At 73.2% G+C, this 11,945-nt stretch carries 10 protein-coding genes and 1 tRNA gene; all 11 read left to right on the forward strand.

Translation table 11 applies throughout. The annotated features are described in order from the left end of the window. Positions 1-66 precede the first annotated feature (66 nt). The 11 genes from ACXKZB_RS06650 (at position 67) to ACXKZB_RS06700 (ending at position 11,936) form a co-directional block, all read left to right on the forward strand. Positions 67-1,332: a glutamate-5-semialdehyde dehydrogenase gene (locus ACXKZB_RS06650; protein ID WP_133936707.1), complete on the forward strand. Its 1,266-nt coding sequence runs from the start codon at positions 67-69 to the stop codon at positions 1,330-1,332. 41 nt (positions 1,333-1,373) lie between these two features. Then, entirely contained in the window at positions 1,374-1,574 is a 201-nt protein-coding gene (locus ACXKZB_RS06655) for a hypothetical protein (protein ID WP_111084539.1), read from the forward strand. 10 nt (positions 1,575-1,584) lie between these two features. Further along, positions 1,585-2,184, forward strand: coding sequence for a nicotinate-nucleotide adenylyltransferase (gene nadD / locus ACXKZB_RS06660; RefSeq protein ID WP_111084540.1), 600 nt, complete (start codon positions 1,585-1,587; stop codon positions 2,182-2,184). Beyond that, entirely contained in the window at positions 2,181-3,668 is a 1,488-nt protein-coding gene (locus ACXKZB_RS06665) for a hypothetical protein (RefSeq protein ID WP_488825282.1), read from the forward strand. Before nadD ends, ACXKZB_RS06665 begins: the two co-directional genes overlap by 4 nt. A gap of 131 nt (positions 3,669-3,799) precedes the next feature. Then, positions 3,800-4,174 (forward strand): ribosome silencing factor, encoded by a 375-nt coding sequence (rsfS, locus tag ACXKZB_RS06670; protein WP_111084542.1) that lies wholly within the window; start codon positions 3,800-3,802, stop codon positions 4,172-4,174. Between the two features lie 107 nt (positions 4,175-4,281). Further along, positions 4,282-4,354: transfer RNA gene (locus ACXKZB_RS06675), tRNA-Ala, on the forward strand. Between the two features lie 81 nt (positions 4,355-4,435). Beyond that, positions 4,436-5,359 (forward strand): aldose 1-epimerase family protein, encoded by a 924-nt coding sequence (locus ACXKZB_RS06680; protein WP_488825283.1) that lies wholly within the window; start codon positions 4,436-4,438, stop codon positions 5,357-5,359. Next, entirely contained in the window at positions 5,338-6,891 is a 1,554-nt protein-coding gene (locus ACXKZB_RS06685) for an anthranilate synthase component I family protein (RefSeq protein ID WP_488825285.1), read from the forward strand. The genes ACXKZB_RS06680 and ACXKZB_RS06685 overlap by 22 nt, the downstream gene beginning before the upstream one ends. Before the next feature lie 61 nt (positions 6,892-6,952). Further along, complete coding sequence (locus ACXKZB_RS06690) at positions 6,953-9,232, forward strand: hypothetical protein (RefSeq protein ID WP_488825287.1); 2,280 nt, start codon at positions 6,953-6,955, stop codon at positions 9,230-9,232. A 186-nt stretch (positions 9,233-9,418) separates the two neighbouring features. Next, positions 9,419-10,273: a hypothetical protein gene (locus ACXKZB_RS06695; protein ID WP_488825288.1), complete on the forward strand. Its 855-nt coding sequence runs from the start codon at positions 9,419-9,421 to the stop codon at positions 10,271-10,273. Positions 10,274-10,289: 16 nt separating this feature from the next. Next, positions 10,290-11,936 carry a DNA polymerase Y family protein gene (locus ACXKZB_RS06700; protein WP_488825289.1) on the forward strand — a complete coding sequence of 549 codons (1,647 nt, stop codon included), beginning with the start codon at positions 10,290-10,292 and terminating at the stop codon, positions 11,934-11,936. Positions 11,937-11,945: the final 9 nt, after the last annotated feature.

Consider the following 11,945-nt stretch of genomic DNA (forward strand, 5'->3'; position numbering starts at 1 on the left):
CCACAGCGGTCGGGAGGCCGGGGTCGCGTCCGTCACACGGGATCGCCTCGGGCCTAGGATCGGTCCATGTCGTCGATCGCGCCCGCCCCGACCCTGACCGACACGCTCGTGGCGGCCCGCACCGCTTCGTCGGCCCTCGCGACCGCGACGACGGCGGTCAAGGACGCCGCCCTCGTGGCGATCGCCGCCGGCGTCCGCGCCGCCACCGACGAGATCGTCGCCGCGAACCACGGTGACCTGGTCGCGGGCGAGGAGAGCGGCCTGTCGTCCGGGCTCGTCGACCGTCTCCGGCTCGACCCCGCACGCATCGAGGCGCTGGCCACCGCGGTCGAGGACGTCGTCGGTCTGCAGGACCCGGTGGGGGAGCACCTCCGTGGCTCGCTGCTGCCGAACGGCCTGCAGCTGACGCAGGTTCGGGTACCGTTCGGGGTCGTCGGTGCCATCTACGAAGCACGCCCGAACGTCACGGTCGACATCGCCTCGCTCGCGCTGAAGTCCGGCAACGCCGTCGTGCTCCGCGGCGGATCGGCGGCACAGCGGACGAACGCCGTGCTCGTGGCCCGCATCCAGGACGCGGTGGAGTCGGTCGGCCTGCCGCGCGAGCTCGTGCAGACCATCGACGAGTTCGGCCGCGCCGGCGCCACGGAGCTGATGCGCGCCCGGGGCCTGGTCGACGTCCTCATCCCGCGTGGCAGCGCCTCGCTCATCCAGACCGTCGTCACCGAGTCGCAGGTCCCCGTGATCGAGACGGGTGCCGGCGTCGTGCACGTGTTCCTCGATGCGTCCGCCCCCGAGCAGCGCGCCGTCGACATCGTCCTGAACAGCAAGGTGCAGCGGCCGAGCGTGTGCAACGCCCTCGAGACCCTGCTGGTGCACGAGCAGGCGGCCGAGCGGCTCCTGCCCGTGCTGGCGGACCGGCTCCGCGCCTCCGGGGTCACGCTGCGCGGCGACGACGCCACCCGGGCGATCGTGCCGGGGGTGCTCCGCGCCACCGACGAGGACTGGGCGACCGAGTCCATGGACCTCGACCTGTCGATCCGGGTCGTGCCGGACGTCGACGCCGCGATGGCGCACATCGCGCGTTGGTCCACCCACCACACCGAGTCGATCGTGACGAACGACGTCGACACGGCCGAGCGGTTCCTGGCGACGGTGGACTCGGCAGTCGTGATGGTGAACGCCTCGACGCGCTTCACCGACGGCGGCGAGTTCGGCTTCGGCGCCGAGGTGGGCATCTCGACGCAGAAGCTGCACGCCCGTGGTCCGATGGGGTTGCCGGAGCTCACGAGCACCAAGTGGATCGTGCGCGGGAACGGCCAGATCCGCGGCTAGACTGAACGGCGTCTTTCCCCGACCGAACGGAGCACCGAACGATGACCTTCCTCGCAGAAGCTGCTGAGCACGCCTCCGGGGCCCCGGCGTTCGTGTTCCCGCTCGTCGGTGCGCTGTTCTTCGTCTTCCTGGGCTTCGTCACCTGGAGCTTCCGCGACGTGGCGTACCGCCACTCGCAGAAGTTCGAGGCGACCCGCCACCACGAGACGGGTGTCGACGAGTTCGGCCACACCAAGATCTGATCTGCACTCGATGCTCGAGAGCACCGGACGACCGCGCATCGGGGTGATGGGCGGCACGTTCGACCCCATCCACCACGGTCACCTCGTCGCGGCGTCCGAGGTGGCTCGGGCGTTCGACCTCGACGAGGTCGTGTTCGTCCCCACGGGGCAGCCGTACATGAAGTCCGGCGTCACGGATGCCGAGCACCGCTACCTGATGACGGTCATCGCGACCGCATCGAACCCGATGTTCACGGTGAGCCGCGTCGACATCGACCGCCCCGGCCCGACGTACACGGTCGACACGCTCCGCGACCTGCACGAACAGCGGCCCGACGCGCAGCTCGTCTTCATCTCGGGCGCAGACGCCGTTCAGCAGATTGTCGACTGGAAAGACCATGATGGTCTCTGGGACCTCGCGCACTTCGTCGCTGTGACGCGTCCGGGACACGACCTGAGCATCAGTGGACTCCCCGAGCGAGACGTAAGCTTGCTCGAAGTCCCCGCACTGGCCATCTCGTCGACCGACTGCCGCGACCGGGTGAGACGTGGTTCCCCCGTCTGGTACCTGGTCCCCGACGGGGTCGTCCAGTACATCTCCAAGCACCACCTGTATCGGAGCGTTGCATGAGTTCGTCCGACGCGCAGCCGCCCCTGTCGCGGCGCCAGGCGCGCGAGCGGGAGCGTGCCGCAGCAGCCGGTTCGCAGCCCGCGACGCCACCACCGACCGTCGCCGCACCCGCCGAGTCGACGGAACCCCGTCCTCGGCCCGGTTCGCACGTGGCACCCGCCCCCGGCGGTCCGACCCAGTCCTCTGCCGCGGCATCCGCCGCGACGGGCACGCCGGCCTCGGCGCCCTCCGTGCCGGTGACCTCCGTGCCCGCGGCCGGGGTGTCGCCGTTCCCGCCGGCCTCCGCGACCGAGATCGTCCCCGGCAGCGGTGGTCTGACCCGCCGCCAGATCCGCCAGCAGCGCGCCGCCGAGAACCAGGCGGTCCTGCCGGTACCGCTGCAGAACCCGACGCCGCAGTCCTCCGACCGCACCGTCGAGGACGTCCTCGGCTCGGTCGACACCATCGAGCCGACCTCGGCGCCGCGCGCCGCGGACGAGCCGTCCGGTCCCGAGGGTCACACGGTGCTCGACCAGGCTGCGGTCGCCCAGGCCACCGAGGCCGACGGGTCGCCCGACGCCCTCGAACCGCTCGACGAAGCCGCTGCGCACGCCGAGGAGCCCCGGCGCCACCGGTCGACCTGGTCACCGCCCGCCGACGACGCTTCCGACGCACAGCCCGCAGCCGGGTCCACGGACGAGCTCGCCGCAGGGACGCCGAGCGACCAGTCGAACACCGACCAGACGGGCATCGACGAGACGGGCGCCGCCGAGACGGGCGCCGACGAGGCGCAGAGCGACGCGGAGACACCGGCCGACGTCGCCGCGCTCGAGCACCCCTCGGCCACGCCGCTCCCGGGGATCCCGGACGGCGCGCCGTCGACCCCGGCGGTGTTCCCGCTGTCCCTCGATCCCGAGGACGACGACACCAACGAGGTCCCGATCCCGGAACCCGCCCGGACCGAGCCCCCGAAGGTCCCCGCGTCCTTCCAGCGGCCGTCGGAGCCGAAGCCGATGACGACGGCCTTCGAGCCGCCCGTCGGGCACTGGTCGCAGCAGGCGCACGGCTCGAACGACGCCGAGGTGCACGACGACTCGACCGGCACCCGCCGGATCGCGGTCACCGACACCAACGCGATCATCCTGCCGAACTCGGCCCTCGCCGACCCGACCGGTGCGCTGAACGCGACGGGCGAGGTGATCCTCACCGGATCCATCGACCTGCCCGCGTCGCTCTCGTCGACCGGGTCGCACCGGCCGATCGACGGCGCCGAGGTCGACCGCCTGCTCGAGCAGCACGACGAGCAGCCCGAGACCGACGCCAGCCCGGTCCGCGCCAGCCGCGCCGTGTCCAGCCACACCTCGACCCGCCAGGTCGTCCTCGCCGCCGCGAAGCCGAAGGAGTCGCGCACGCCGCTCATCCTCGGCGTCACGGTGGGTGCGGTCGGACTGGCAGCGGCCGGTGTCATCATCACCGCCCTCCTCACCACCCACATGGGCGGCTGACCGCTGCCCTCCCCGACGTCCGTCGTGCCCCACCCCGTCGCCCTGGCCTGGCCGCTGTCGGCGGGGTGGCTTATGATCGTGACCCACCAAGCGATCCGGCTCCCTGCCGGGTCGACGACCGGAAGGAATCCGTGACCGCCTCCACTCGCGCACTGGAACTCGTGCAGGCCGCTGCTCTCGCGGCCGACGCCAAGCAGGCCGAGGACCTCGTCGCGCTCGATGTGACCGGGCCGTTGCAGCTCACGGACGTGTTCCTGCTCGCAACCGGTCGGAACGAGCGCAACGTGCAGTCCATCGCCGATGCGGTCGAGGAGCGCCTCCTCGAGCTCGGCGCCAAGACCCTCCGCCGCGAAGGCCGGAGCGAGGGCCGCTGGGTCCTCATCGACGTCGGCGACATCGTGGTGCACGTCTTCCACGACGAAGACCGCCAGTACTACTCGCTCGAACGTCTCTGGGCCGACTGCCCGACCATCCCGCTCGAGCTCCCGGTGGACCACACCGCCTGATCAGCGACGCGCCCGGGTGACGGCTTCGATTTCGTTGCCCGGCGTTCGCATGGTGTACGCTTCTATGGTGCCTCCGGGGAACCGGACGGCACGAAAGTAAGACATCTGGGTCTGTGGCGCAGCTGGTAGCGCACCTGCATGGCATGCAGGGGGTCAGGGGTTCGAGTCCCCTCAGATCCACCCTCAACCCCCGTCGTTCCCCGGAACGGCGGGGGTTTCCTCGTGGTGCGGGTGGCCGCACGCGCCCGATACGCTGAGCGCATGAGCAACGATGCGCCGCTGTCCGGGACCCCGCTGACGATCTCCGCCGCCGGGTACACGGCCGACATCGCAACGGTCGGTGCGACGCTGCGGACGTTCCGCCACGAGGGCCGCGACCTGGTCGTGCCGTTCGACGCCGACGAGGTCCGCCCGGCCTTCCGCGGTGCGGTCCTCGTCCCGTGGCCGAACCGCGTCGTCGACGGCGAGTACACCTTCGGGGGCGTCGACCACGAGCTCGCGCTCACCGAGCCGGCACGGCACCACGCCCTGCACGGACTGGTCGCCTGGACCGACTTCCGGGTCGAGGCCCAGGAGCCCGACCGCGTCGCGCTCAGCACCACCGTGCAGGCCCAGGCGGGCTACCCGTACCGCGTCGAGGTCCTGGTCGAGTACCGACTCGACGCCACCGGGCTGCACACGACGATCACCGGCACGAACTCCGGTGCCGACGACGCCCCGTGGGGGACCGGCCCGCACCCGTACCTGGTGGCGGGCTCCGGCACGGTCGACGACTGGACCCTCACCCTGCCCGCGGCCGAGGTGCTCGAGGTCACCCCGGACCGGCTGATCCCGACCGACCTGGTCCCCGTGCACGACGAGTTCGACCTGCGCACGCCCACCCTCATCGGCGACCGGTTCATCGACCACGCCTTCACGGGCTTCGACCGCGACGTCGACGGGACCGCGGCCATCACGCTGACCGCTGCGGACGGCCGTGGTGTCCGCGCGGTCTTCGGGCCGGAGTGCCCGTGGGTGCAGGTGCACACGGCCGACCACGTGGTTCCCGAGTACCACCGCGCCGGGCTGGCGGTCGAGCCGATGACGTGCGCGCCCGACGCGTTCAACGACGGGGTCGACCGTGGTCTCGTGGTGCTCGCCCCGGGTGTGTCCCACGCCGCCGCATGGACGATCTCCGCGATCTGACCGGTCCGTCGGCCGGCGTGCGCATCGAGGTCCGCCGGCTCGACCCGGCCCCCGACCTCGGTGCATTGGCCGCTCAGGCCCGGGGCGACGTGGTGTGGCTCGACTCCGCGTTGCCGGACGGCGCACCGGCGACCGCACGACCACGCGCGCGGTGGTCGGTCCTGACGTGGACGGACGGGCCGTTCCGGGCACGGTTCCGCCACCAGGACCGGCAGGCGTCCGTCGAGGTCGCCGCGCCCGCCGCCGGGTGGTTCGGTCCGTCGTCCACCGACGACCGCGCGGCCTTCGCCGTGCTGGCGGAGCTGCTGGACCGGACGCCGCACCTGCCCGAGCCGATCGTCGGCTGCGGCTTCGCGCTCGGCTGGGTCGGGTTCCTCGGGTACGAGCTCGGTCGCGAGTCCGGCGGCCCGGACCGCACCGCCGACGGGCACGCCGACGCCGACCTGCGGTTCGTGGACCGCGCCGTGGTCGTCGACCACACCGGAGGCGCCTGGGCGCTGACGCTCGTCGCCGACGCCGAACCGGCGGCCAGCGCGCGGAACCGGGCGTGGCTCGAGACGGTGACCGGGGCTCCGTCGCAGGCCGACGTGACGGACGCGGCCACGGGCCTCCCGGCCGGGGTGTCGTCATCGGTCGGACGCGTGTCGCGTGCCGACCACGAACGCGCGGTCGACGCGTGCCGCGCCGAGATCCGCGAGGGCAACGCGTTCCAGGTCTGCCTCACCACGTCCTTCTCCGTGCCCGTCGCGGACCGGGAGGCCCGGGTCGACCCCGACGCGGATCCGCACCTGGCCGACCCGCACCTGGCCGACTACGTGCGGATGCGGGCGTCGGACCCTGTCCCGTTCGGTGCGTACCTGCGGCTCGGCCCGCTGCGCGTGGCGAGCCGATCGCCGGAGCGGTTCCTGCGGATCGACGCGGACGGGAGCGTGCTCGCGGAGCCGATCAAGGGCACGCGGCGCCGCCTCGCCGACGCTGCCGCCGACGCGGCCGTGCGGGACGACCTCGCGGTGAGCGCCAAGGACCGTGCCGAGAACGTGATGATCGTTGACCTGCTGCGGAACGACCTGCTGCGGACGGCGATCCCCGGGTCGGTGCACGTCGACCGGCTGTGCGCGGTCGAGACCTACGCGAGCGTGCACCAGATGGTCTCCACGATCGGTGCCGTGCTGCCGTCGGGGACGTCACGAGCGGACGTGGTGCGGGCGGCGTTCCCTCCGGGGTCGATGACCGGGGCGCCGAAGACCAGTGCGATGGCGATCGCCGACCGGCTCGAGGGAGCACCGCGCGGGGTCTACTCGGGCGTGATCGGGTACTTCTCGGCGAGTGGAGCGGTCGACCTGTCGGTGGTGATCCGGACACTGGTGACGGTGGTGGACGCCTCGGGTCGGGTCCGGTCGCGGACGCTCGGGGCCGGGGGAGCGGTGACGTGGTCGTCGGTGGCGGCGGACGAGGCGGACGAGGTCGTGACGAAGACGCGGTCGGTGCTTGGCGCGGTCGGGGCGACGGCATCATGGAACGTCAATATGTGAAATACCTTGCATTACGATGTGGTTGCCGCGTCTCGCGGTCCCCCACATCAAGGAGTTCACTTTGGCAATCCCTCGCACAGCACGCCTGACGGCCCTCGGGGTCGTCGTCGCAGTCGGTCTCAGCTGCACGATCGGCGCGTCCGCCGCCGTCGCCGCCGCTGCTCCGTCCACCACCACCGCACCCGCGTCGTCGACCGTCTCCGACGTGTCGGTGCCCGCGCCCGTCGTACAGCGCATCGACACCGAGGCGAACGGCACGCAGCGCATGCTCGGGACTGCCGGGTCCGACCGCGTCGAGGTGCTCGCCGGCGACACCGTCGTCGACGCGTGGCCGGGCGGCGGCGGACTCTTCTCGCTCGCGGTCGGCGAGCGGTACCGCGACACCGAACTGACCATGGTCGCCGAGCGCATCGTCGACGGCGAAGCCCGGCGTTCCGATCCGGTCGTCCTGCCCCGCACGCTGCAGGTGGCAGGGCTCACCACGGACTCCACGACGTTCACCCCCGGAGAGCACGAGTTCCAGGGCACGGCGGCGGCCGGCGCGACCGTCACGGCCACCGACGGCGACGGCACCGAGCTCTTCCGCACCGAGGTGCCGACCGCGAAGGCCGCCGCCGGGAAGTGGTCCGCTCTGGCCGACCTGTCGGACGCCACGCACACCGTCACGTTCACGCAGACGGCACCGTCGGGCATCACCACGCGGATGGCGGACATCGCCTACGTGCCCTCCGTCGTCGCGTCCCCGCAGATCGAACAGGTCGACCGTGGTGTCCGCGGTGAGTACTTCCTGCACGGCACGGTCGGCGGGGAGGGCATCCGTTCCGTCGTCGCCACGGTGGACGGGACCCCGTACACCGCCGACGTCCGCGACGGTTCCTTCTCGATCACGGTCCCGGGCTCGCGAGTCGGTGCGACGGCGCAGGTGGTGGCTCGCACCGACGACGGTGCCTCGGCCCCGGTGGCGGTCGAGCTCGCCGCGGCGTCGGAGGACCCGGGCATCGCTGCCCCGACCGTGCGGGACGTCTTCAACCTGCCGGACGGACGCATCATGGTGACCGGTGACCCGCACGCGCCTGGGGCGATCTGGTTCATGCACGGTGACCGCGTCGTCGCGGGCACGTCGCCGGACGGCGGGTTCTCGTACACGATCGGGTCCGAGTACACCGACCAGCAGATCGACATGGCCACGATGCAGTTCGGCGCGATCTCGGCGCGGACCGCCCTGCCGCGCCTGCTGTCGGTCGACGGCGTGACCGACGGCGCGAACGCCTTCGTGCCGGGCAAGCAGACGTTCTCGGGCCGGGCGGAAGCCGGTGCGACGGTCACCGCGCGTGACGCCGACGGCACGGAGTTGTTCTCGGTCGAGGCTTCGGGTGCGAAGGCGGGTGTCGGCACCTGGTCCGCCGACGCTGCACTGTCCGCCGGCTCGCACGAGGTGACGTTCACGCAGACCACCCCGGACGGGCGGACGTCCGTGATGCGGGACATCGGGTTCACCTCGGACGACGATGCGCCGGTGGCGCCGGTGGTCGTGACCGCGCCGGCCGAGGGGTCGACGGTGACGTCGAAGCGTCCGGTGTTCGAGGGCACCGGTGACGAGGGCGCCACGATCGTGGTGCGGGGTTCGAGCCGCACGGTGGCGACGACCACGGTGGTCGACGGCAAGTGGTCCGTGCCGGCCGACTTCGACCTGAACCCGAACGGCTACCGTCTGCTCGTCGTGCAGGAGCCGGTCCGCGGCGTCCCGACGGACCCGGTCGTCCTGACGTTCACCGTGGACTACGCGGTGGCACCGGTGGCGCCCGTCGTCGTCACCTCGCCCGCCGAGGGGTCGACGGTGACGTCGAAGCGTCCGGTGTTCGAGGGCACCGGTGACGAGGGCGCCACGATCGTGGTGCGGGGTTCGAGCCGCACGGTGGCGACGACCACGGTGGTCGACGGCAAGTGGTCCGTGCCGGCCGACTTCGACCTGTCGGACAACGGCTACCGCCTGCTCGTGGTGCAGGAGCCCACCCAGGGCGTCCCGACCCTCCCGGTCGTCCTCTCGTTCACCGTGCGGCACGCCGCCGCCGCGCCGGTCGTGGTGACCGCGCCGACCGAGGGGTCGACGGTGACGTCGAAGCGTCCGGTGTTCCAGGGCACCGGTGCGGAGGGTGCTCGGATCGAGGTCAAGGGGTCGAGCCGCACGGTGGCGACGACCACGGTCGAGGACGGAACCTGGTCGGTCCCGGCCGACTTCGACCTGGGGAACGGCGCCTACCGCCTGTGGGTCACGCAGGCCCCGACCGGTGGTGCGGCTCCGACCACGGTCGACGTGACGTTCCGGGTCGCCGCGAACTGACGCTGACACCGTCTGCCTGACGCGCCGGGCATCCTCGTCACGAGGGTGCCCGGCGCTGTCGTTGCACGGGTGTGTGTCGGTCGTCCGCTGCAGGATGGGCGGATCCCGGCAGGCTCCCGGCGTGTCGAACGCACGTTCGACCAGTTCTGTCCGCCGATGTCGGACGCGATTGACATCATCGAACACATGTTCGAATATGAGGGCATGCAGACGGCGGCGGCACTCCGGTCGCCCGGCCCGGACCGGGTCGGGCGGAGTGGTGCTGCACGTGGGGGTGACGGTCCCGCGCGCGGGAACGGCGCGGGCGGTGCGCGTGGAAGCAGCGCCGACCACCTCGGCGATGCCCGGGCGGCGCTCGACCGCATCACGTCCCTGCGGTCCCGGGTCACCGACATGGAGTCCACCCGCGTGGACACCGCGGGGCTCCCGACCGCTCCCGCCCTCGAGCCCCTGTTGCCCGGTGGGGCGATCCGGGTCGGCGGCACCTACGCCGTCCCCGAGTCGGTGCTGCTCGCGATCACCATGCTGCAGGCTGCCTCGGCGTCCGGTGCGTGGTGCGCGGTCATCGGGGTGCCGTCCTTCGGGATCGAGGCGGCCGCCGCCGCGGGCATCGACCTCGAGCGGCTCGTGCTCGTCCCCGATCCGGGTGACCAGTGGCTCGCGGTGACCGCGGCGATGGCCGACGTCGCCCAGATCGTCCTCACCCGGCCGCTCGGCCGGGTCGTGCCCGGCGACGTCGCCCGGCTGTCGGCACGGCTCCGGCAACGCGGTGGCGCCCTCGTCGCGCTCGGCTCCTGGCCGGGCGCGGACGTCACGCTGCGGATCACGTCGTCGGTGTGGAGCGGCATCGGGCAGGGCCACGGGCACCTGACCGAGCGTCGCGCCACCGTCACGGCGACCGGTCGTGCGGGTGCAGTGCGCCCCACGAGCACCGAGCTGCTGCTGCCGGCGGCCGACGGCTCGGTCCGGGCAGCCGCCCCGGTGCCGAAGGTGGGCTCCGGCGACACCCGGGTGCTGCGCCCCGTGGCGGTCGCGTCGTGATCGCCGGGGTGTCGTGGTGCGCGGCGGTGGCGTCGTGATCGCGCCGGGGCGTGTCCGGGCCGACGCGATCGCCCGCGGCGGTGCGCTGCCCGAGCCGCCACCGACCCGCACCATCGTGCTCTGGTGCCCGGACTGGCCGGTGATCGCGGCAGCCCGCGCAGCCGGTGCGCCGCCGGAGCAGCCCTTCGCCGTGGTCGCGAAGGGCCTGGTGTTCGCGAGCTCCGCGTCCGCACGGCAGCACGGCGTCGTCCGGGGCCTCCGGGTGCGCGAGGCGCAGGCGCGCTGTCCGGAGCTCGTCGTGCAGCCCTACGACGACGCGCTCGACCACCGTGCGTTCGAACCCGTCATCCGCGCGGTCGAGGCGGCCGTCCCCGGGGTCGAGGTGCTCCGGCCCGGCACCCTCGCCCTGCGTGCCCGGGGGCCGGCGCGGTACTACGGCGGCGAGCGGGCGGCCGCGGCGACCCTGGCGGGGATCGCGGCCGACCACGGTGCCCCGGCGGTGCGGGCCGGTGTGGCGGACACCCCGTTCGCGGCGGAGCAGGCAGCACGGGCCCGGCCGGTGCGTCCCGGCGAACGGGTGCGGATCGTGCCGGTCTCCGGCTCGTCGGACTTCCTGGCGGACCTGCCCCTCGGAGTGCTCGGCGACCCCGAGCTCGCGACCGTCCTCGACCGGCTCGGCATCACCACGCTGGGCGCGTTCGCATCGCTCAGCGACGAGCAGGTCCGCGACCGGTTCGGGGTCGCCGGGGCGTTCCTCCACCGGCTGGCGGGCGGGCGCGACCCGCGGGAGATCTCGGCGCGCGCGATCCCGCCCGAACTCCGGATCGAGGCCGCCTTCGAGCCCCCGCTCGACCGCGCCGACCAGATCGCGTTCGCGTTCCGGCGCTCCGCCGACGACTTCGCCGCACGCCTCCGCGCTGCTGGGCTGGTCGCGACGACCATCCGGGTGGGGATCGTCGACGAGCGGGACATCCTGCTCGAACGCACGTGGGCGCACCCCCGCTGGTTCGACGCCGCCGACGTCGTCGACCGGGTGCGGTGGCAGCTCGCCGGCGGGGTCGACCCGACCGGGCTCGAGGCCCCGGTCACGTCGGTCGTGCTCGAACCGGTCGCCGTCGACGACATGGCGAACCACGAGCGCGGGCTCTGGGGCTCCGGGCCGGACGAGCGCGTGCACCACGGGCTGGCACGGATCCAGGGCATGGTCGGACACGACGGTGTGGTGAGCCCGCGCGTCGGTGGCGGTCGGACCCTGTCCGAGCGGGTGGTGCTCGTGCCGTGGGGCGACGCCCCGCCCGGCGGCGAGCGTGCCCTGGCCACCGTGCGCGACCGCCCGTGGCCCGGCAAGCTGCCCGGGCCGCCGCCCGCCACCGTCCTCGAGCGTCCCCGTCCGGTCGACGTGGTCTCCGGGGACGGCGCGAGCGTCGACGTCGACGACCGCGGCGTGCTGTCCGGCGCACCCGAAGGCTTCCGCGCCGAGGGGGACCGGGGTGGCGGGTTCGCGCCCGTCACCGCCTGGGCCGGTCCGTGGCCCCTCGTCGTGCGGTGGTGGGAGTCCGGCGGTCGACGACTGCACCGGCTGCAGCTCGTCGACGCCGAGGGCCGTGCCTGGTACCTGGTGCTGGCCGACCACCGGTGGTGGGCGGAGGCGATCGCCACGTGAACCGATCCA

It is taken from the genome of Curtobacterium sp. ABR8, from assembly GCF_057812125.1.

Coding starts and splice junctions, on each gene's coding strand:
- ACXKZB_RS06650 (WP_133936707.1), top strand. CDS start 67: ATGTCGTCGATCGCGCCCGCCCCGACCCTGACCGACACGCTCGTGGCG.
- ACXKZB_RS06655 (WP_111084539.1), top strand. CDS start 1,374: ATGACCTTCCTCGCAGAAGCTGCTGAGCACGCCTCCGGGGCCCCGGCG.
- nadD (WP_111084540.1), top strand. CDS start 1,585: ATGCTCGAGAGCACCGGACGACCGCGCATCGGGGTGATGGGCGGCACG.
- ACXKZB_RS06665 (WP_488825282.1), top strand. CDS start 2,181: ATGAGTTCGTCCGACGCGCAGCCGCCCCTGTCGCGGCGCCAGGCGCGC.
- ACXKZB_RS06680 (WP_488825283.1), top strand. CDS start 4,436: ATGAGCAACGATGCGCCGCTGTCCGGGACCCCGCTGACGATCTCCGCC.
- ACXKZB_RS06685 (WP_488825285.1), top strand. CDS start 5,338: ATGGACGATCTCCGCGATCTGACCGGTCCGTCGGCCGGCGTGCGCATC.
- ACXKZB_RS06695 (WP_488825288.1), top strand. CDS start 9,419: ATGTTCGAATATGAGGGCATGCAGACGGCGGCGGCACTCCGGTCGCCC.